28 protein-coding genes are annotated in these 19,923 nt (G+C 67.1%); all 28 read right to left on the bottom strand.

Features of this window, described 5'->3' with window-relative positions; genetic code table 11:
- Positions 1 to 240: 240 nt before the first annotated feature.
- Positions 241 to 690, bottom strand: a complete 450-nt coding sequence (gene rplO / locus ACQP2Y_RS04610; RefSeq protein WP_433724867.1) for a 50S ribosomal protein L15 — start codon at positions 688 to 690, stop codon at positions 241 to 243.
- Positions 690 to 872 (bottom strand): 50S ribosomal protein L30, encoded by a 183-nt coding sequence (gene rpmD, locus ACQP2Y_RS04605; protein ID WP_203776584.1) that lies wholly within the window; start codon positions 870 to 872, stop codon positions 690 to 692. Before rpmD ends, rplO begins: the two co-directional genes overlap by 1 nt.
- Positions 872 to 1,492, bottom strand: coding sequence for a 30S ribosomal protein S5 (gene rpsE, locus ACQP2Y_RS04600; protein WP_125811511.1), 621 nt, complete (start codon positions 1,490 to 1,492; stop codon positions 872 to 874). Before rpsE ends, rpmD begins: the two co-directional genes overlap by 1 nt.
- A 12-nt stretch (positions 1,493 to 1,504) precedes the next feature.
- Positions 1,505 to 1,900 (bottom strand): 50S ribosomal protein L18, encoded by a 396-nt coding sequence (rplR, locus tag ACQP2Y_RS04595; RefSeq protein WP_433724864.1) that lies wholly within the window; start codon positions 1,898 to 1,900, stop codon positions 1,505 to 1,507.
- Complete coding sequence (gene rplF / locus ACQP2Y_RS04590) at positions 1,897 to 2,439, bottom strand: 50S ribosomal protein L6 (protein ID WP_433724862.1); 543 nt, start codon at positions 2,437 to 2,439, stop codon at positions 1,897 to 1,899. Before rplF ends, rplR begins: the two co-directional genes overlap by 4 nt.
- 13 nt (positions 2,440 to 2,452) lie before the next feature.
- Positions 2,453 to 2,860: a 30S ribosomal protein S8 gene (gene rpsH, locus ACQP2Y_RS04585; protein ID WP_203776587.1), complete on the bottom strand. Its 408-nt coding sequence runs from the start codon at positions 2,858 to 2,860 to the stop codon at positions 2,453 to 2,455.
- A gap of 73 nt (positions 2,861 to 2,933) precedes the next feature.
- Entirely contained in the window at positions 2,934 to 3,119 is a 186-nt protein-coding gene (locus ACQP2Y_RS04580; protein WP_014440734.1) for a type Z 30S ribosomal protein S14, read from the bottom strand.
- Positions 3,120 to 3,121: 2 nt separating this feature from the next.
- Positions 3,122 to 3,691: a 50S ribosomal protein L5 gene (gene rplE, locus ACQP2Y_RS04575; protein WP_212987322.1), complete on the bottom strand. Its 570-nt coding sequence runs from the start codon at positions 3,689 to 3,691 to the stop codon at positions 3,122 to 3,124.
- Positions 3,691 to 4,011: a 50S ribosomal protein L24 gene (gene rplX, locus ACQP2Y_RS04570; RefSeq protein WP_433731744.1), complete on the bottom strand. Its 321-nt coding sequence runs from the start codon at positions 4,009 to 4,011 to the stop codon at positions 3,691 to 3,693. The genes rplE and rplX overlap by 1 nt, the downstream gene beginning before the upstream one ends.
- A complete protein-coding gene (gene rplN / locus ACQP2Y_RS04565) occupies positions 4,008 to 4,376 on the bottom strand; it encodes a 50S ribosomal protein L14 (protein WP_360551818.1) in 369 nt (122 codons plus the stop codon). Before rplN ends, rplX begins: the two co-directional genes overlap by 4 nt.
- Positions 4,377 to 4,481: 105 nt before the next feature.
- Positions 4,482 to 4,757, bottom strand: a complete 276-nt coding sequence (gene rpsQ, locus ACQP2Y_RS04560; protein WP_360551816.1) for a 30S ribosomal protein S17 — start codon at positions 4,755 to 4,757, stop codon at positions 4,482 to 4,484.
- Positions 4,754 to 4,990, bottom strand: coding sequence for a 50S ribosomal protein L29 (gene rpmC / locus ACQP2Y_RS04555; protein ID WP_433724859.1), 237 nt, complete (start codon positions 4,988 to 4,990; stop codon positions 4,754 to 4,756). The genes rpsQ and rpmC overlap by 4 nt, the downstream gene beginning before the upstream one ends.
- Entirely contained in the window at positions 4,990 to 5,415 is a 426-nt protein-coding gene (gene rplP / locus ACQP2Y_RS04550) for a 50S ribosomal protein L16 (protein ID WP_360551813.1), read from the bottom strand. The genes rpmC and rplP overlap by 1 nt, the downstream gene beginning before the upstream one ends.
- A 3-nt stretch (positions 5,416 to 5,418) precedes the next feature.
- Positions 5,419 to 6,273 carry a 30S ribosomal protein S3 gene (rpsC, locus tag ACQP2Y_RS04545; protein WP_360813686.1) on the bottom strand — a complete coding sequence of 285 codons (855 nt, stop codon included), beginning with the start codon at positions 6,271 to 6,273 and terminating at the stop codon, positions 5,419 to 5,421.
- Positions 6,273 to 6,749 carry a 50S ribosomal protein L22 gene (gene rplV, locus ACQP2Y_RS04540; protein ID WP_433724856.1) on the bottom strand — a complete coding sequence of 159 codons (477 nt, stop codon included), beginning with the start codon at positions 6,747 to 6,749 and terminating at the stop codon, positions 6,273 to 6,275. The genes rpsC and rplV overlap by 1 nt, the downstream gene beginning before the upstream one ends.
- A gap of 31 nt (positions 6,750 to 6,780) precedes the next feature.
- The gene (rpsS, locus tag ACQP2Y_RS04535) at positions 6,781 to 7,062 is read right to left on the bottom strand and encodes a 30S ribosomal protein S19 (RefSeq protein ID WP_020513590.1); all 282 of its coding nucleotides are present in this window, start codon (positions 7,060 to 7,062) and stop codon (positions 6,781 to 6,783) included.
- Between the two features lie 13 nt (positions 7,063 to 7,075).
- Entirely contained in the window at positions 7,076 to 7,915 is an 840-nt protein-coding gene (gene rplB, locus ACQP2Y_RS04530) for a 50S ribosomal protein L2 (protein WP_212987329.1), read from the bottom strand.
- 14 nt (positions 7,916 to 7,929) lie between these two features.
- Entirely contained in the window at positions 7,930 to 8,232 is a 303-nt protein-coding gene (rplW, locus tag ACQP2Y_RS04525) for a 50S ribosomal protein L23 (protein WP_203776595.1), read from the bottom strand.
- A complete protein-coding gene (rplD, locus tag ACQP2Y_RS04520; RefSeq protein ID WP_433724853.1) occupies positions 8,229 to 8,879 on the bottom strand; it encodes a 50S ribosomal protein L4 in 651 nt (216 codons plus the stop codon). The genes rplW and rplD overlap by 4 nt, the downstream gene beginning before the upstream one ends.
- Complete coding sequence (gene rplC / locus ACQP2Y_RS04515; RefSeq protein WP_360551803.1) at positions 8,876 to 9,529, bottom strand: 50S ribosomal protein L3; 654 nt, start codon at positions 9,527 to 9,529, stop codon at positions 8,876 to 8,878. Before rplC ends, rplD begins: the two co-directional genes overlap by 4 nt.
- 11 nt (positions 9,530 to 9,540) lie before the next feature.
- Positions 9,541 to 9,849 (bottom strand): 30S ribosomal protein S10, encoded by a 309-nt coding sequence (rpsJ, locus tag ACQP2Y_RS04510; protein ID WP_097322778.1) that lies wholly within the window; start codon positions 9,847 to 9,849, stop codon positions 9,541 to 9,543.
- A gap of 369 nt (positions 9,850 to 10,218) precedes the next feature.
- Positions 10,219 to 11,412 (bottom strand): elongation factor Tu, encoded by a 1,194-nt coding sequence (gene tuf / locus ACQP2Y_RS04505; protein WP_433724850.1) that lies wholly within the window; start codon positions 11,410 to 11,412, stop codon positions 10,219 to 10,221.
- A gap of 127 nt (positions 11,413 to 11,539) precedes the next feature.
- Positions 11,540 to 13,636 carry an elongation factor G gene (gene fusA, locus ACQP2Y_RS04500; RefSeq protein ID WP_433724848.1) on the bottom strand — a complete coding sequence of 699 codons (2,097 nt, stop codon included), beginning with the start codon at positions 13,634 to 13,636 and terminating at the stop codon, positions 11,540 to 11,542.
- 90 nt (positions 13,637 to 13,726) lie between these two features.
- Entirely contained in the window at positions 13,727 to 14,197 is a 471-nt protein-coding gene (rpsG, locus tag ACQP2Y_RS04495; protein WP_125812313.1) for a 30S ribosomal protein S7, read from the bottom strand.
- Between the two features lies 1 nt (position 14,198).
- On the bottom strand, positions 14,199 to 14,573 hold the full coding sequence (rpsL, locus tag ACQP2Y_RS04490; protein ID WP_014440718.1) for a 30S ribosomal protein S12: 375 nt from the start codon (positions 14,571 to 14,573) through the stop codon (positions 14,199 to 14,201).
- Between the two features lie 387 nt (positions 14,574 to 14,960).
- A complete protein-coding gene (locus ACQP2Y_RS04485; protein WP_360551798.1) occupies positions 14,961 to 15,455 on the bottom strand; it encodes a hypothetical protein in 495 nt (164 codons plus the stop codon).
- An 89-nt stretch (positions 15,456 to 15,544) separates the two neighbouring features.
- Positions 15,545 to 15,859, bottom strand: a complete 315-nt coding sequence (locus tag ACQP2Y_RS04480; protein WP_433731742.1) for a hypothetical protein — start codon at positions 15,857 to 15,859, stop codon at positions 15,545 to 15,547.
- A gap of 112 nt (positions 15,860 to 15,971) precedes the next feature.
- Complete coding sequence (locus ACQP2Y_RS04475) at positions 15,972 to 19,862, bottom strand: DNA-directed RNA polymerase subunit beta' (RefSeq protein ID WP_433724845.1); 3,891 nt, start codon at positions 19,860 to 19,862, stop codon at positions 15,972 to 15,974.
- Positions 19,863 to 19,923: the final 61 nt, after the last annotated feature.

The raw sequence follows: 19,923 nt of genomic DNA, 5'->3' as shown, positions 1-19,923 counted from the left end.
CGGCGGATGGGGGGAGGCATCGGTCCGGACGACCGATATCCCTAGCTGGGAACGGACTTTAACAGTCTGACGTGCCTGTTGTGAGGCACGGTCGCCCTATGTGCAACACCCTGGGACGAAGGGCAACCGGACGACCTGGGGAGCGGCGGCCTCCGGCCCGGCGAAATGCCAGGTCAGACGCCACAACGGGGATGCCGCCCGAGCATCTCGCGATGCCCGGGCCAGCATCCCCGGAAAACCTCACAGCTCGGTGACGGAACCGCCGGCGGCTGCGATCTTCTCTTTGGCGGACTCGCTGAAGGCGTGCGCCGAGACCTGCAGCGCCACGCCACCCAGCTCGCCCGAGCCGAGAACCTTCACCGGCTGGCCCCGACGGACCGCGCCGGCGTCGGCCAGCTCCAGCGGACCGATCTCGCCACCGTTCGGGAACAGCTCGGCGAGCCGGTCCAGGTTGACAACCTGGAAGACGACCTTGTTGCGCGGGCGGTTGCCCAGGCCCTTGATCTTCGGCAGGCGCATGTGGAGGGGCATCTGCCCGCCCTCGAACGCCGCCGAGACCTGGTAACGGGCGCCGGTGCCCTTGGTACCGCGGCCCGCGGTCTTGCCCTTGGAGCCTTCACCACGACCCACGCGGGTCTTGGCCTTCTTGGCACCGGGCGCGGGGCGCAGGTGGTGAACCTTGATCGCCATTACTCGACCTCCTCGACACTGACGAGGTGGCTCACGGCGAAGATCATGCCCCGAATCTCGGGACGGTCTTCCTTGACCACCACATCGTTGATCCGCTTCAGCCCGAGCGACCGCAGGGAGTCCCGCTGGTTCTGCTTACGGCCGATACCGGACCGGAGCTGCGTGACCTTCAAGCGTGCCATCAGCGCACCGCCGCTTCCGCGCGCGACGCCAGCATGGCCGCAGGGGCGACGTCCTCGACCGGGAGGCCACGGCGGGCCGCAACGGCCTCCGGGGACTCCAGGCCCTTCAGGGCCGCCACCGTCGCGTGCACGATGTTGATCGGGTTCGACGAGCCGAGGCTCTTCGAGAGCACGTCGTGGATGCCGGCGCACTCCAGGACGGCCCGCACCGGGCCACCGGCGATGACGCCGGTACCGGCGGACGCCGGCTTGAGGAGCACGACACCGGCGGCGGCCTCACCCAGGATCGGGTGGGGGATCGTCGCGGCGATGCGCGGCACCTTGAAGAAGTGCTTCTTGGCCTCTTCGACACCCTTGGCGATCGCCGCGGGCACCTCCTTGGCCTTTCCGTAGCCGATGCCGACGGTACCGTCGCCGTCGCCCACGATCACCAGGGCGGTGAAGCTGAAGCGACGACCACCCTTGACGACCTTGGCGACACGGTTGATCGCTACGACCCGCTCAAGATGCGGGGTCTTCTCGACGGGCGCGTTACCGCGACCGCCCTCACGGCGGTTGTCGCGGCGGCCACCTTCGTTGTTACCGCCGGACCCGCCGCCTCGGCGCTGCTGACCAGGCATAGGTCTTCCCTCCTAGAACTCGAGTCCGGCTTCGCGGGCGGCTGCGGCAAGCGCGGCGATCCGCCCCGCGTACCGGTTACCGCCGCGGTCGAAGACGACCTTGGAAATGCCCGCGGCCTGGGCCCGCTCGGCGAGGAGAGCTCCGACCTTGGCGGCCTGCGAGCTCTTGTCACCCTCTCCGCCCCGCAGGGACGGGTCGAGGGTGGAGGCCGACGCGAGCGTGTGGCCCTTGAGGTCGTCGACGATCTGCGCGGTGATGTTCCGCGTGGACCGGGTGACGACCAGACGGGGGCGCTCGGCGGAGCCGCGGACGTTCTTGCGGACCCGGAAGTGCCGACGTGCCTTGCCGACGGCGCGCTTGTACGACGCACCGCCGCCATTGCGGCGCTTGAGCAGCGTGGCGGTCACTTCTTACCTGCCTTTCCAGCCTTGCGGCGGATGACCTCGCCCTGGTACTTGACGCCCTTGCCCTTGTACGGCTCCGGCGGGCGGATCTTCCGGATGTTCGCAGCGACCTCGCCGACGAGCTGCTTGTCGATACCGGCGACCGTGAACTGCGTCGGCCGCTCCACCGTGAAGGTGATGCCGGTCGGCGGGACCACGTTGACCGGGTGCGAGAAGCCCAGGGCGAACTCGAGGTCCTTGCCCTTGGCGGTCACGCGGTAACCGGTGCCGTTGATCTCCAGCGTCTTCTTGTAGCCCTCGGTGACGCCGACGATCATGTTGGCGACCAGGGTACGCGAGAGGCCGTGCAGCTCCTTGGCCCGACGTTCGTCGTTGGGCCGGTTGACCGCCAGCTCGCCGTTCTCCGCCTTCTCGACGGTGATCGGCTCGGCGACGGTGTGCGACAGCTCGCCCTTGGGGCCCTTGACCTTGACGGTCTGGCCCGTGATGGTGACGTCGACGCCGGCCGGGACCGGGATCGACTTACGTCCGATTCGCGACATGTCTAAGTCTCCGTTACCAAACGAAGGCGAGGATTTCCCCGCCAACGCTCCGCTTGCGGGCCTGCCGGTCGGTCAGCAGCCCCTGGGACGTCGAAACGATCGCGACGCCCAGGCCGCCGAGCACGCGCGGGAGCTCGTCGGACTTGGCGTACACCCGGAGGCCGGGCTTGGACACGCGCTTGATACCGGCGAGGCTGCGCTCGCGGTTCTGGCCGTACTTGAGCTCAACCACCAGGCGCTTGCCGACTTCGCCTTCCGCGGGCTCCTCGGCCGACCAGGAAGCGATGTAGCCCTCTGCCTTGAGGACCTCGGCGATACTCGCCTTGATCTTCGAGAAGGGCATGGTCACCTTGTCGTGGTACGCCTGGTTGGCGTTACGCAGACGCGTGAGCATGTCTGCGATCGGGTCCGTCATCGTCATGGGTATTCGTCAACCTTTCTCGCCGGGGTTCCCAGGGAAGTCCCAGGCCTACGGCGAAGCGGTATTGCAAGGATTACCAGGAAGCCTTCGACACGCCGGGCAGCTCACCGCGGTGGGCCATGTCCCGGACACACACCCGGCACAGACCGAACTTGCGGTAGACCGAGTGCGGACGTCCGCACTTCTGGCAGCGGGTGTACGCCCGTACGGCGAACTTGGGCTTCGCGGCCGCCTTGATGATCAGCGCCTTCTTAGCCATGCTCAGTTCTCCTTGAACGGGAAGCCCAGAAGCTTGAGCAGCTGCCGGCCCTCCTCGTCGGTCGTGGCGGTGGTGACCACCGTGATGTCCATGCCCCGGGTCCGATCGATCCGGTCCTGGTCGATCTCGTGGAACACCGACTGCTCGGTCAGACCGAACGTGTAGTTGCCGTGCCCGTCGAGCTTGCGCCCGTCCAGGCCGCGGAAGTCACGGATACGCGGCAGCGCGATCGACAGCAGCCGGTCCAGGAACTCCCACATCCGGTCGTTGCGCAGGGTGACCTTCGCGCCGATCGGCATGCCCTCGCGCAGCTTGAACTGCGCGATGGACTTGGTCGCCCGCCGCACCAGCGGCTTCTGACCGGTGATGGTGGTCAGGTCACGCACGGCGCCGTCGATCAGCTTGGCGTCGCGAGCAGCCTCGCCGACACCCATGTTCACGACGACCTTCACCAGGCCGGGGATCTGCATGGGGTTGCCGTACTTGTACTGCTCCTGAAGCGCGGCGATGACCTCGCTGCGGTACTTCTGCTTCAGGCGGGGCAGCGTCTTGGTCTCGGTAGCGGCAGTCATCACAGGTCCTTACCGGTGCTACGCGCGATACGAACCTTCTGGCCGTTCTCGTCCCGCCGGAAGCCGATGCGAGTCGGCTTGCCCTCGGAGTCCACGATCTGCACGTTCGAGATGTGGATCGGGGCTTCCTGCGTGACGATGCCGCCGGTCTTGGAACCGCGCTGCGTCGTGCGGATCTTCTCGTGCTTCTTCATACGGTTGACGCCCTCGACCAGGACCTTGTCCCGCCTCGGGAAGGCGGCGATGACCTTACCCTTGGCGCCCTTGTCCTTGCCGGCGATGACGACGACCGTGTCGCCCTTCTTGATCTTCACGGTCAGAGCACCTCCGGCGCCAGGCTGATGATCTTCATGAACCGCTTGTCGCGCAGCTCGCGGCCGACCGGGCCGAAGATGCGGGTACCGCGGGGGTCGCCACCGTCCTTGATGATGACAGCGGCATTCTCGTCGAAGCGGATGTACGAGCCGTCGGGACGGCGCCGCTCCTTGGCGGTGCGGACGATGACGGCCTTGACGACGTCACCCTTCTTCACACCGGCACCCGGAATGGCGTCCTTGACCGTGCACACGATGACGTCACCGATGCTCGCGTAACGGCGACCGGAGCCGCCCAGAACGCGGATGCACAGCACTTCCTTGGCACCCGTGTTGTCGGCGACGCGCAGTCGCGACTCCTGCTGGATCACGTCTGTCTCCTATGTCTGCCAGTTCTCCGGCACGGGGACGTACCAGAGCTTGGCGGAACGATGGTCCGCTGGGCCGGCCGGGATGTCCCGGCCGGCCCAGCAAACTCACTTGGCCTTTTCGAGGATCTCCACGACACGCCACCGCTTGGTACGCGACAGCGGACGGGTCTCCATCAGGGTGACCCGGTCACCGACGCCGCACGCGTTCTGCTCGTCGTGCGCCTGGAGCTTGCGGGTGCGCCGCAGGACCTTGCCGTAAAGGGCGTGCTTGACGCGGTCCTCGACCTCGACGATGACGGTCTTGTCCATCTTGTCGCTGATCACCAGGCCCTCACGCACCTTGCGCTGGGTCCGGGGCGCAGCTGCTGCGTTCTCGCTCATGCTGTAGTCACCTCAGTCGGCGCGGCCGAGAGCCCCAGCTCACGCTCACGCATGATCGTGTAGATCTTCGCGATGTCCTTGCGGACGACCTGCAGACGACGGTGGTTGTCGAGCTGACCGGTCGCACCCTGTACGCGGAGGTTGAACAGCTCCGCCTTGGACTCACGCAGCCGCGAGATCAGCTCCTGCTCGGAGAGCTCCCGCAGCTCGGAAGCCTTGACGCCGGCTGCCATCAGCCTTCACCACCTTCGCGCGTCACGATGCGGCACTTCATCGGAAGCTTGTGGATCGCGCGACGCATAGCTTCGCGCGCGATCGTCTCGTTCGGGAACGACATCTCGAAGAGAATGCGTCCCGGCTTGACGTTCGCCACCCACCACTCCGGCGAGCCCTTGCCGGAACCCATGCGGGTCTCGGCGGGCTTCTTGGTCAGTGCCTGGTCCGGGAAGATCGAGATCCACACCTTGCCGCCACGCTTGATGTGGCGGGTCATGGCGATACGAGCCGACTCGATCTGCCGGTTGGTCACGTACGCCGGCTCCAGGGCCTGGATACCGAACTCACCGAAGACCACCCGGTTGCCGCCCTTGGACGCGCCGTGGCGGTCCGGGTGGTGCGGCTTGCGGAAGCCCTTCGGGGGCTTACGCGGCATCAGCATGTGTCAGCCCTCCTGCTGCGTTTCGGCCGCAGCCGGAGCAACGGCGGTGTCGGTCGTGGGCGCAGCCTCCGCCGGAGCGGGGGTAGCAGCCGCGGCCTGAGCGGCGCGACCGGCCTCGGTGCCACCCGCGGTCGTACCGGACGAGCCGGAACGGCCACGACGCGGACGGTCGGGACGCTCGGCGCGGTCACGGCGCGGACGCGCGGGCGCCTCGGGGGCAACCTCACGTCCGGGCACGAAGTCGCCCTTGTAGATCCAGACCTTCACGCCGATGCGGCCGAAGGTCGTACGGGCCTCGAAGAAGCCGTACTCGATGTTGGCGCGCAGCGTGTGCAGCGGAACGCGACCCTCACGGTAGAACTCCGTGCGGCTCATCTCCGCGCCACCCAGGCGGCCGGAGACCTGCACCCGGATGCCCTTGCAGATCGGGTTCTTCATCGCCGACTGCATCGCCTTGCGCATGGCCCGGCGGAAGCTGACCCGGCTGGACAGCTGCTCGGCGACGCCCTGCGCCACGAGCTGCGCGTCCGACTCGGGGCTCTTCACCTCGAGGATGTTCAGCTGGACCTGCTTGCCGGTGAGCTTCTCGAGCTCGCCGCGGATCCGGTCGGCCTCCGCACCCTTACGGCCGATGACGATGCCCGGCCGGGCGGTGTGGATGTCCACGCGGACCCGGTCGCGGGTGCGCTCGATGTCCACCTTGGAGATGCCGGCACGCTCGAGGCCCTTGGACATCATGCGGCGGATCTTGACGTCCTCGCCGATGTAGTCCTTGTAGAGCTTGTCCGCGAACCAGCGGCTCTTCCAGTCGGTGGAGATGCCGAGGCGGAACCCGGTGGGGTGAACTTTCTGACCCATTACTCGGCGCCTTCCGTGCTGCTGCTCTGGGACTCGGCCGGCTGGGCCGCCGGAGCAGCCTTCTTGGCCGGCGCGGCCTTCTTGGCCGTGGCCTTGCGGGCCGGCGTGGTCACCTGGACCGCCTCGACCGCCACGGTGATGTGGCAGGTCCGCTTGCGGATCCGGTACGCCCGGCCCTGCGCCCGCGGCCGGAACCGCTTGAGCGTCGGGCCCTCGTCCACGAAAGCTGTGCTGACCAGGAGCGCGTCCGGGTCGAGCCGTTCGTTGTTCTCTGCGTTCGCAATCGCGCTCGCGAGCACCTTGTAAACCTGCTCACTCGCAGCCTGCGGCGCGAACTGCAGGACCGTGAGAGCCTCCTTCGCGGGCAGACCGCGGACGAGGTTGATCACACGGCGCGCCTTGTTCGGCGAGATGCGCACGTGGCGCGCAACTGCCCGAGCGCCCGGAAGGACCGGAGCATCGCTCTTGACTGGCATCGCTGTAACCCCTTTCTGATCCGTGGACTGATTAGCGGCGACGGCTCTTGCGGTCGTCCTTCTCGTGACCCTTGAACGTGCGGGTCAGAGCGAACTCGCCGAGCTTGTGACCGACCATGGCCTCGGTGATGAACACCGGGACGTGCTTGCGCCCGTCGTGCACGGCGATCGTGTGCCCGAGCATGTCGGGAATGATCGTCGAGCGTCGCGACCAGGTCTTGATGACGTTCTTCGAGTTCTTCTCGTTCTGGACTTCCACCTTCTTGAGCAGGTGGTCGTCGACGAACGGGCCCTTCTTCAGGCTGCGAGGCATCTTTTAACTCCCGTTACCCGCGCTTGCGGGTGGCGTAGCGGCGGCGAACGATCATGCGGTCGCTCTCCTGGCCCTTGCGGCGGGTACGGCCCTCCGGCTTACCGGCGGGGTTGACCGGGTGGCGACCACCTGAGGTCTTACCCTCGCCACCACCGTGCGGGTGGTCCACCGGGTTCATGGCGACACCACGGACGGTCGGGCGCTTGCCCTTCCATCGCATGCGGCCGGCCTTGCCCCAGTTGATGTTCGACTGCTCGGCGTTGCCGATCTCGCCGACCGTCGCGCGGCAGCGGATGTCGACGCGACGGATCTCACCGGAGGGCATACGCAGCGTGGCGTACACGCCCTCACGACCGAGCAGCTGGATGCCCACGCCGGCCGAACGGGCCAGCTTGGCGCCACCGCCGGGACGAAGCTCCACACCGTGGATCGTCGTACCGACCGGGATGTTGCGCAGGGGCAGGTTGTTGCCCGGCTTGATGTCCGCGCCCACGCCGGACTCGACGCGGTCGCCCTGCTTGAGGTCCTTCGGCGCGAGGATGTAGCGCTTCTCGCCGTCGGCGTAGTGCAGCAGTGCGATGCGGGACGTGCGGTTCGGGTCGTACTCGATGTGAGCGACCTTGGCCGGCACGCCGTCCTTGTCGTTGCGCCGGAAGTCGATCAGCCGGTACTGCCGCTTGTGGCCGCCGCCCTGGTGCCGCGTGGTGATGCGGCCGTGGACGTTGCGACCACCCTTCTTGGGCAGCGGAACCAGCAGAGACTTCTCCGGCGTCGACCGGGTGATCTCAGCGAAGTCGGCGACGCTGGAGCCTCGACGGCCCGGCGTGGTCGGCTTGTACTTACGGATAGCCATGATTTACAAACCCCTTAGCTGACCGGGCCGCCGAAGGCCTCGATACGGTCACCGTCAGCCAGCTTCACGAGGGCACGCTTGGTCGCCTTACGCTGACCGAAGCCCGTCCTGGTGCGCTTGCGCTTGCCCTGGCGGTTGATGGTGTTCACCGTCAGCACACGGACATCGAAGATCTGCTGGATCGCGATCTTGATCTCGGTCTTGTTCGCGTCCGGGTGGACCAGGAACGTGTACCAGTTCTGGTCGAGAACGCTGTAGCTCTTCTCGGAGACCACGGGCGCGACGATGATGTCGCGCGGGTCGGCGATCGTGCTCACTTGTCCCCCTCCTCGGCAGCCTCGGCCGGCACACCCAGGAACTCGTCGAGAGCTTCCTTGGTGAAGACGACCTCGTCGGCGACCAGCACGTCGTAGGTGTTCAGCTGGCCGGCCTCGATGAGGTGCACGGTCGGCTCGTTGCGCAGCGAGATCCAGTTCAGCTCGTCGTAGCTGCTGAGCACGACCAGGACCTTGGTGGACTCGGTCGCCTTGCGCAGCGTCGCGATCGCGGCCTTGGTCGACGGCTTGTCGCCGACGATGAACGCCTCGATCACGTGGACGCGGCCGTCGCGGGCCCGGTCCGAGAGGGCGCCCCGCAGAGCGGCGGCCTTCATCTTCTTCGGGGTCCGCTGGCTGTAGTCGCGCGGCACGGGGCCGTGCACCACGCCACCACCGGTGAACTGCGGCGCGCGGATCGAGCCCTGACGGGCGCGACCGGTGCCCTTCTGCTTGTACGGCTTCTTGCCGCCACCGGCGACCTCACCGCGCGTCTTGGCCTTGGCCGTGCCCTGACGGGCGGCGGCGAGCTGGGCCACGACGACCTGGTGCATCAGCGGGATGTTCGCCTGCACGTCGAAGATGTCGTCGGGCAGCTCGACCGAGCCGGCCTTCGTGCCCTCGGCGTTGATCACGTCAACCGAGCTCACTTGGCACCACCCTTCTTCTTCGCCGCCGTGCGGACCAGGATCAGCGCGCCCTTGGGACCGGGCACAGCGCCCTTGACCAGCAGCAGGTTGTTCTCGAGGTCGACTGCCTGCACCGTCAGGTTCTGCACGGTGAAGCGCTTGTTACCCATGCGACCCGCCATCCGGGTGCCCCGGAAGACACGGCCGGGGGTCGCGCAGGCGCCGATCGAACCGGGCGAGCGGTGCTTACGCTCGACACCGTGGCTGGCCTTGAGGCCGTGGAAGCCGTGCCGCTTCATGACGCCGGCGTAGCCCTTGCCCTTGGTCTTACCGGTGACGTCGATCGGCGTGCCGACCGGGAACGTCTCGACGGTGACCTCCTGGCCGAGCTCGTACTCGGTGGCGTCGGTGGTGCGCAGCTCCACGATGTGGCGCCGCGGCGACACACCCGCCTTCGCGTAGTGGCCGCCCTCCGGCTTGTTGACCTTGCGCGGGTCGATGGCGCCGTACGCCAGCTGAACCGCGGTGTAGCCGTCAGTCTCGGAGGTGCGGACCTGGGTCACGACGCACGGGCCGGCCTGCACCACGGTTACCGGGACGACCTTGTTGTTGTCCCAGACCTGGGTCATGCCGAGCTTGGCGCCCAGGATGCCCTTCACTTGCCTGTCCATTGTCCGGATCCCTACAGCTTGATCTCGATGTCGACGCCAGCCGGCAGGTCGAGGCGCATCAGCGAGTCGACCGTCTTCGGAGTCGGGTCGATGATGTCGATCAGACGCTTGTGCGTGCGCATCTCGAAGTGCTCGCGCGAGTCCTTGTACTTGTGCGGCGAACGGATGACGCAGAAACGGTTGATCTCCGTGGGCAGCGGCACCGGGCCCGCGACCGAAGCTCCGGTGCGCGTGACCGTCTCGACGATCTTGCGTGCCGACGAGTCAACGACCTCGTGGTCATAGGCCTTGAGCCGGATGCGGATCTTCTGTCCCGCCATGGTGGCTTCTGTTTCCTTCTCTCGATGCCGCTACGTGCGAAAGCTGTGGCCCTCGCATGCCCGCAGGACCGTTGGTCCTGCGATGTCCGACCCCCGCGGTCGGGCGTGTCGCGCTCTGGGTTCAAGCTCCGCCCCAGGACTCTGGAGCGATCTTGCCCGCAAGGATTCCCCCGGAGGGAAGCCCTTGATCCGTCGGGATCGGGGATGCCGGCGGCCAGTCAAAACACGCCGGACACCCGGCGAGGGTGGCTGACCGCCCTCTCTCAAGAGCGAGAGCAGCCAACCACCCTGCGCGGACGCAACCTGACTAGTATGCCGTATCGATCGCGGCAATGCTAATCGGGGTCACCATTGAGGCGGAGGCCTCAATCAGACGTTGATCTTCGTGACCGTGCCGGCGCCGACGGTGCGGCCGCCCTCACGGATCGCGAACTTCAGGCCCTGCTCCATGGCGATCGGCTGGATCAGCTTGACCGACATCGAGGTGGAGTCGCCCGGCATGACCATCTCGGTGCCCTCGGGCAGCGTGACGACGCCGGTGACGTCCGTGGTGCGGAAGTAGAACTGCGGGCGGTAGTTCTGGAAGAACGGCGTGTGGCGGCCGCCCTCCTCCTTCGAGAGGATGTAGACCTGGCCCTCGAACTCCGTGTGCGGAGTGCTGGAGCCCGGCTTCACCACGACCATGCCGCGCTCGACGTCCTCGCGCTTGATACCGCGCAGCAGGAGGCCGACGTTCTCACCCGCGCGGGCCTCGTCGAGCAGCTTGCGGAACATCTCGATGCCGGTGCAGACGGTCTTGGTCGACTTCTCGCGGATACCCACGATCTCGACCTCCTCGTTCGGCTTGAGGATGCCACGCTCGGCCCGGCCGGTGACGACCGTACCGCGACCGGTGATCGTGAAGACGTCCTCGATCGGCATGAGGAACGGCTTGTCGGTGTCGCGCTCGGGCTGCGGGATCGCGGTGTCGACCGCGTTCATCAGCTCGAGCAGCTTGCCGGTCCACTCCGCGTCGCCCTCGAGCGCCTTGAGCGCCGAGACGCGCACGACCGGAAGGTCGTCGCCCGGGAACTCGTAGGTGCTCAGCAGCTCGCGGACCTCGAGCTCGACGAGCTCCAGGAGCTCCTCGTCGTCCACCATGTCGCTCTTGTTCAGGGCGACGACGATGTACGGCACGCCGACCTGGCGGGCCAGGAGCACGTGCTCCTTGGTCTGCGGCATCGGGCCGTCGGTCGCGGCGACCACCAGGATCGCGCCGTCCATCTGGGCGGCACCGGTGATCATGTTCTTGATGTAGTCGGCGTGGCCGGGGCAGTCCACGTGCGCGTAGTGCCGCGTCGCGGTCTGGTACTCGACGTGCGCGATCGAGATCGTGATGCCGCGGGCCTTCTCCTCCGGCGCCTTGTCGATCTCGTCGAACGGCGTGTAGGGGTTCAGGTCCGGATACTCGTCGTGCAGAACCTTCGTGATGGCCGCAGTCAGCGTCGTCTTACCGTGGTCGATGTGACCAATGGTGCCGATGTTGACGTGCGGCTTAGTCCGCTCGAACTTCGCCTTCGCCACTGGTGTCCTCCTGTGGACTGGATCTCTTCTTCTCGTCCGGCACGCCGATAAGGCGATCAGGACTCTGTCGACTGCTCGTGCACGTGCGGTCCTCGACGGACCGCACGTGCCTCATCAGGCTGGGAGCTTACGCGCCCGTGGCCTTGGCGATGATCTCCTTCGCGACGCTCTGAGGAACCTCGGCGTAGGAGTCGAACTGCATGCTGTAGCTCGCCCGGCCCTGTGTCTTCGACCGGAGGTCGCCGACGTAGCCGAACATTTCCGAGAGCGGCACCAGGCTCTTGATGACGCGAGCGCCGGAACGCTCCTCCATCGACTGGATGATGCCACGACGGGAGTTGATGTCGCCGATGACGTCACCCATGTTGTCCTCGGGGGTGGTGACCTCGACGGACATCATCGGCTCGAGAAGGGCGGGGTCGGCCTTGCGGCACGCCTCCTTCATCACGATCGAGCCGGCGATCTTGAACGCCATCTCCGACGAGTCGACCTCGTGGAACTGGCCGTCCACCAGGGTCAGCTTGACGCCGACCATCGGGTAGCCGGCGAGGACGCCGTACTGCAGCGAGTCCTGCGCACCGGCGTCAACCGAAGGGATGTACTCCTTCGGGATACGACCACCGGACACCGCGTTGACGAACTCGTAGGTCGGGCCGTCGGCGCTGAGCTCGAGCGGCTCGACGGTGACGACGACCTTCGCGTACTGGCCCGAGCCACCGGTCTGCTTCTTGTGCACGTAGGTGAGCTTCTCCACCTTGCCGCGGATCGTCTCGCGGTACGCCACCTGCGGCTTACCGATGTTCGCCTCGACGTTGAACTCGCGGCGCATCCGGTCCACCAGGATGTCCAGGTGCAGCTCGCCCATGCCGGCGATGACGGTCTGCCCGGTCTCCTCGTCGTTGAAGACGCGGAAGGTCGGGTCCTCTTCGGCCAGGCGCTGGATGGCGACACCCAGCTTCTCCTGGTCGGACTTGGTCTTCGGCTCGATCGCGACCTGGATGACCGGCTCCGGGAACGTCATCGACTCCAGGATGACCGGGTGTGCCGGGTCGCTGAGTGTGTCGCCGGTGGTGGTCTGCTTGAGACCCTGGACGGCGATGATGTCGCCGGCCCACGCCGTCGGACGCTCTTCACGCTTGTTGGCGTGCATCTGGTAGATCTTGCCGATCCGCTCCTTGCGGTCCTTGGTGGAGTTGACCACCTGGGTACCGGAATCGAGCGTGCCGGAGTAGACCCGGACGTACGTCAGCTTGCCGAGGTGCTTGTCAGTCTGGATCTTGAAGGCCAGGCCCGAGAACGGCTCGTCGTTCGACGGCCGGCGCACGATCGGCGTCTCGCCGTCGGCCGCGGTGCCGTCGATGGCCGGGACGTCCAGCGGCGAGGGCAGGTAGTCGACCACGGCGTCGAGCATGGGCTGAACGCCCTTGTTCTTGAACGCCGAACCACACAGCACCGGGTTCGCCTTGCTGGCGATCGTGGCGCGCCGGATGGCGGCCTTGATCTCGTCCTGGGGCACCTCGACGCCGTCGAGGTACTTCACCATGACGTCGTCGTCCACGTCGGCGAGCGTCTCGATGAGCTTCTCGCGCCACTCGGTCGCGGAGTCCAGCAGATCTGCCGGGATCTCCTCGATCGCGTAGTCGTCACCCTTCTGGGTCTCCCCGCGCCAGGTGAACGCCTTCATGGTGACCAGGTCCACGACGCCGATGTGGTCGCCCTCGAGGCCGATCGGGATCTGCAGGACGAGCGGCGTGGCGTTGAGCCGGTCGATCATCATCTGCACGCACCGGAAGAAGTCCGCGCCAGTCCGGTCGAGCTTGTTGACGAAGCACATCCGGGGAACGTGGTACTTGTCGGCCTGACGCCAGACGTTCTCCGTCTGGGGCTCCACGCCGGCGACACCGTCGTAGACCGCGACGGCGCCGTCGAGCACCCGCAGCGACCGCTCGACCTCGACCGTGAAGTCGACGTGGCCGGGCGTGTCGATGATCTGGATCGTGTAGCCCTTCCACTCGCACTTCGTGGCGGCGGAAGTGATGGTGATGCCGCGTTCCTGTTCCTGTTCCATCCAGTCCATGACGGCCGCGCCCTCGTGGACTTCACCGATCTTATACGTGATACCGGTGTAGAACAGGATCCGCTCGGTCGTCGTGGTCTTACCAGCGTCGATGTGCGCCATGATGCCGATGTTGCGTACCTTGGCGAGCGCGTCTGCGGCAGCCACTTCAATCCCTACTCTTCTTCGTCGTCGTCTCTGCAGGACCGGTACGACTGAACTGCGACGGCCCGGCGGGAACCGGGCCGGCAGCGGGTCTTACCAGCGGTAGTGCGCGAAGGCCTTGTTGGACTCCGCCATCTTGTGGGTGTCCTCGCGCCGCTTCACAGCTGCGCCGAGGCCGTTGCTGGCGTCGAGCAGCTCGTTCTGCAGCCGCTCGATCATGGTCTTCTCGCGGCGGGCCTTGGAGTACTGGACCAGCCAGCGCAGACCGAGGGTGGTCTGGCGCGGGGTGCGCACCTCGACCGGCACCTGGTAGGTCGCGCCACCGACGCGGCGGCTGCGGACCTCGAGGGTCGGCTTGACGTTGTCCATGGCTCGTTTGAGCGTGACCACCGGGTCGGTGCCGCTCTTCTCGCGGCAGCCCTCGAGGGCGCCGTAGACGATGCGCTCGGCGAGCTGACGCTTGCCGCCGACCAGGATCTTGTTCACCAGCTGGGTGACCAGCGGCGAGTTGTAGACCGGGTCCGCTACCAGCGGGTGTTTCGGCGCTGGGCCTTTACGGGGCATGTCAGCTCTTCTCCTTCTTCGCGCCGTAACGGCTGCGGGCCTGCTTGCGGTTGCGGACACCCTGGGTGTCCAGCGAACCGCGGACGATCTTGTAGCGGACGCCCGGGAGGTCCTTCACACGACCGCCACGCACGAGCACGATCGAGTGCTCCTGCAGGTTGTGGCCGACGCCCGGGATGTACGCCGTCACCTCGATCTGGCTGCTGAGCTTCACACGAGCGACCTTGCGCAGCGCAGAGTTCGGCTTCTTGGGGGTAGTGGTGTACACGCGCGTGCACACGCCGCGCCGCTGAGGGCTTCCCTTCAGCGCCGGCGTCTTGGTCTTGCTCGTCTTCGCCTGGCGGCCCTTTCGGACCAGCTGCTGGATCGTGGGCACCGGGTTTCTCCGCTCCCTTCGGCCGCCCTTCAGCGGCCGCACCGTCTTCGTTCTGCCTTGTGCACCGAGAGATCCCGTTTGGATCCCCGGCACCCGCGGTCGGGCGTGTCGTCCGGCTCACGGTCCCGCCGCGCGCTTGACGCACGCTGCGGATTCTGTCTTTGTCAGGGCTGTAACCCTGTCGTGCCACTGCCCCGTCGGTTACTACAGACTCGGGCGCACGCACGAGTTGCCCGGGCTAGCCCGGGCACGAGGGGAAAGAGTACCCACCACAGGGACACAGGTCAAAACGAGAACTGTTTCCCCTGATGGACATCTCCAGCTAACAAGTGTACCGGGTGCCTCGGCGTGCCGACGCCTCGGTGTCGGATCCGGCGTCACAAGGCCTCACGAGAACTGCAACACCACTACCAACAGCAGCGTCAGCGCCGCAATTCCCAGCCCCGCGGCACCACAGGAGATCCCCGCGGTGGCCACGCCCCGGCCCACGAAACGGACCTTGCCGTCCTGCCCGGAACGCTTGATCTGGCGCCGGGCGGCCAGCCCGACACCCACCGCGCCCCCGCCGACCAGCACTCCCAGCAGCGCAAACGCGCCCGCCACCACGGCACCCCAGCCCTCGGACTGGCCGAGCAGGCCGAAGCAGAGCACCAGTGTGGAGATCATGATCGCGCCGATGCCGGCGATGAGCGAGCCGGTGGCCAGACCGGACGTGATCGGCGCCACCCGCAACTGGACCAGGGCGAACTCGGTGCCGGCGACCGGCTCGACGCGTTCCGGGGTCCACGCCTCGCTCGGCTTGGGCAGCAGCACCGGCGGGGGCGGGCCGGCCATCGACACCGGCTGTCCGGCCGGTGGCCACGAACCTGGTTGCTGCGTCACCGGACCGTCCCTCTCGCCGCGTACCCCTGGATCTTCGAGCATGTCACCCGAACGTGGTCCGGCGCAGCCCTGGGGCCGCTACCGGGCGCTCAGTCGGTGTTGGAGTCGAAGTCCTGGCCGCCGGCCGTGCCGGCCAGGTGCAGCAGGCCGGCGATCGACGCGACGACCAGCGCGGTCAGCGCCAGCACGATCCCGGCCCAGGCCAGCCGCTCCCCGCGGCGGACCCAGGCGGCCCCGAGGAGATAGCCGCCGGCGGCGTAGGCCTGGCGGCGGACCTGCCGGGCCAGGATCAGGGCGACCGTGGCGGGAATCACGCCGCCGACCAGCGCCCCGGTCAGCAATGCCACGACCCCCAGCGCGAAGACCGCCCGGGCCTTGGTCGACGGCGCCGGTTCGGGATCCATCGGGTGCCGGGTGGGTGCGGTCATCGCGGGATACGTCACCCCTTCATCTTAGGAACGCCGAAGGGCGGCCGCGCATCGAAGCGCGACCGCCCAGCGGTGGAGAGCAGAACCCTTAGCGGTACGACCCGAAGTCGAAGTCGTCCAGCGGCACAGCCTGCCCGCTGGCCGGCCCGAAGCCGTAGTCGGTCTCGGGGTACCCGGTCATCGAGTACACCTTCGCCTTGGCCTCCTCGGTCGGCTCGACCCGGATGTTGCGGTACTTGGAGATACCGGTACCGGCCGGGATGAGCTTGCCGATGATGACGTTCTCCTTGAGGCCCACCAGCGAGTCGCTGCGCGAGTTGATCGCAGCGTCGGTGAGCACCCGGGTGGTCTCCTGGAAGGAGGCCGCCGAGAGCCAGGAGTCGGTCGCCAGCGAGGCCTTGGTGATACCCATCAGCACCGGACGACCGGCGGCGGGCTCGCCACCCTCGCCCACGAGCCGGCGGTTCTCCGACTCGAAGAGCGCCCGGTCGACCAGCACGCCCGGCAGGAACTCGGTCGCGCCGGAATCGATGACCGTGACCCGCTTGAGCATCTGGCGGATGATGATCTCGATGTGCTTGTCGTGGATGAGCACACCCTGCGAGCGGTAGACCTCCTGGACCTCACTGGTCAGGTGGACCTGGACCGCCCGCGGGCCCATGATGCGCAGCAGCTCGTGCGGATCGATGGTGCCCTCGGTGAGCTTCTCGCCGACCGCCACGTGGTCGCCGTCGTGGGCCCGCAGCTTGACGCGCTTGGAGATCTTGTCGTACACGATCTCCTCGCTGCCGTCGTCCGGGATCACGATGATCTTCCGCGAACGCTCGCCGTCCTCGATGCGGATACGGCCGGGGGTGTCGGCGATGGGCGCCTTGCCCTTCGGCACGCGGGCCTCGAAGATCTCCTGCACACGCGGCAGACCCTGGGTGATGTCCTCACCCGCGACACCACCGGTGTGGAAGGTACGCATCGTCAGCTGCGTGCCGGGCTCACCGATGGACTGGGCCGCGATGATGCCGACGGCCTCGCCGATGTCGACCGCCTTGCCGGTCGGCAGCGAACGGCCGTAGCAGGCCGCACACACACCCAGCTTCGACTCACAGGTCAGGACGCTGCGCACCCGGACCGTCTCCACGCCGGCCGCGACCAGCTTGTCGACCATGATCGAGTTGAGGTCGTCGCCACGCGACACCACCCGGTTGCCCTGGGCGTCGTCGATGTCGTCGGCCAGCGTCCGGGCGTGCACGCCGGTTTCGGCGTGCGTGTGCACGGCGAGGGTGCCGTCCGGCTCGCGGTCCGCCACCTGCATCGGGATCGCGCGGTCGGTGCCGCAGTCCTCCTCGCGGATGATGACGTCCTGCGAGACGTCCACCAGACGCCGGGTCAGGTAACCCGAGTCGGCGGTACGCAGCGCGGTGTCGGCCAGACCCTTACGGGCACCGTGCGTGGAGATGAAGTACTCCAGCACGGTCAGACCCTCGCGGTACGACGAGGTGATCGGGCGCGGGATGATCTCGCCCTTGGGGTTGGCCACCAGACCACGGATCGCGGCGATCTGCCGGAGCTGGAGGAGGTTACCGCGGGCGCCGGAGTTGATCATGACCCAGAGCGGGTTCTCCTGCGGCAGCGCCGTCTCCATCTCCTTCGAGATGTCCTTGGTCGCGTTGGTCCAGATGTCGATGAGCTCGCCGCGACGTTCCTCGGCGGTCATCAGGCCACGCTGGTACTGCTTGTCGATCCGGTCGGCCTCACCCTGGTAGCGGGCGATGATCTCCGGCTTGCGCGGCGGGGCGACGACGTCGCCCATACCGATCGTCACACCGGACCAGGTGGCCCAGTGGAAACCGGCCTCCTTGAGCGCGTCCAGGGTCGCCGCCAGGGCGACCTTGGGGAAGCGCTCGGCGAGGTCGTTGACGATCGCGGAGAGCTGACCCTTGCGGATCTCGTAGTTGACGTAGCGGTAGCCCGGCGGCAGCGTCTCGTTGAAGAGCACCCGTCCCAGGGTGGTCTCCACGGTCAGCTTGTCGCCCGACTCCCAGCCCTCCGGACGCTCCCAGGTGGGGGCGCCGGCGCCGTTGTCGACCTCGAGCACCTCGGGCAGGCGGATCTTCACGAGCGCCTGCAGGTGCAGCTCGCCGTTGTCGAACGCCATCCGTGCCTCGGCGTCCGAGCTGAAAACCCGGCCCTCACCCTTCGCACCCTTGGTGAGGTGCGTCAGGTAGTAGAGGCCGATGACCATGTCCTGGGTGGGCATGGTGACGGGCTTGCCGTCGGCCGGCTTGAGGATGTTGTTCGACGACAGCATCAGGATCCGGGCCTCGGCCTGCGCCTCGGCCGACAGCGGCACGTGCACCGCCATCTGGTCACCGTCGAAGTCGGCGTTGAACGCCGTACAGACGAGCGGGTGGATCTGGATCGCCTTGCCCTCGACCAGCTGCGGCTCGAAGGCCTGGATGCCCAGGCGGTGCAGCGTCGGTGCGCGGTTCAGCAGCACCGGGTGCTCGCTGATGACCTCTTCGAGGACGTCCCACACGACCGCGCGCTGCCGCTCGACCATGCGCTTGGCCGACTTGATGTTCTGCGCGTGGTTGAGGTCCACCAGGCGCTTCATCACGAACGGCTTGAACAGCTCCAGCGCCATCTGCTTCGGCAGGCCGCACTGGTGCAGCTTGAGCCGGGGGCCGACGACGATGACGGAACGGCCGGAGTAGTCGACGCGCTTGCCGAGCAGGTTCTGACGGAACCGGCCCTGCTTGCCCTTGAGCATGTCGGACAGCGACTTCAGCGGACGGTTACCCGGGCCGGTGACCGGCCGGCCGCGGCGGCCGTTGTCGAACAGTGCGTCGACGGCCTCCTGCAGCATCCGCTTCTCGTTGTTGACGATGATCTCGGGGGCGCCGAGGTCGATCAGCCGCTTGAGCCGGTTGTTCCGGTTGATCACACGGCGGTAGAGGTCGTTCAGGTCGGACGTGGCGAAGCGGCCACCGTCGAGCTGCACCATCGGGCGCAGGTCCGGCGGGATGACCGGGACGCAGTCCAGGACCATGCCGAGCGGCGAGTTGCGGGTGTTCAGGAACGCCGCGACGACCTTGAGGCGCTTGAGCGCACGGATCTTCCGCTGGCCCTTGCCGCTGCGAATGGTCTCGCGCAGCGACTCGGCCTCGGCGTCGAGGTCCATGTTCTGCAGCAGCGCCTTGATCGCCTCGGCACCCATGCCACCGGTGAAGTACTCACCGAAGCGGTCGCGCAGCTCGCGGTAGAGCAGCTCGTCGGTGACCAGCTGCTTGCTGTCGAGCTTGCGGAAGGTGTCGAGCACCTCGTCCAGGCGGTCGATCTCGCGCTGCGCCTTGTCACGGATCTGGCGCATCTCGCGTTCGCCGGCCTCCTTGACCTTGCGGCGCACGTCCGCCTTGGCCCCCTCGGCCTCCAGCTCGGCAAGGTCCTGCTCGAGCTTGCCGGCGCGCTTCTCGATCTCGGAGTCGCGGCTGTTCTCGGACTGCCGCTTCTCGGCGAAGATCTCGTTCTCGACCGTGGACATGTCGCGGTGACGCGCTTCGGCGTCCACGCTCGTGATCACGTACGAGGCGAAGTAGATGATCTTCTCGAGATCCTTGGGCGCCAGGTCGAGCAGGTAGCCCAGCCGGCTCGGCACACCCTTGAAGTACCAGATGTGCGTGACCGACGCGGCCAGCTCGATGTGACCCATGCGCTCACGACGGACCTTGGACCGGGTCACCTCGACGCCGCAGCGCTCACAGATGATGCCCTTGAACCGGACCCGCTTGTACTTGCCGCAGTAGCACTCCCAGTCCCGCTGAGGGCCGAAGATCTTCTCGCAGAAGAGTCCGTCCTTCTCGGGCTTGAGCGTGCGGTAGTTGATCGTCTCGGGCTTCTTGACCTCGCCGTGAGACCACTGCCGGATGTCGTCAGCGGTAGCAAGGCCGATACGCAACTCGTCGAAGAAGTTGACGTCGAGCACTTGGACTATCCCTCGTGTTTCGTTGCTCGGATAAATTCCAGGCCGGCGGGGGCGTCCCCGG

The organism is Actinoplanes sp. CA-051413 (genome assembly GCF_050955795.1).
Classification (GTDB): Bacteria; Actinomycetota; Actinomycetes; order Mycobacteriales; family Micromonosporaceae; genus Actinoplanes.
This window is presented reverse-complemented; position numbering and strand designations above follow the sequence as displayed.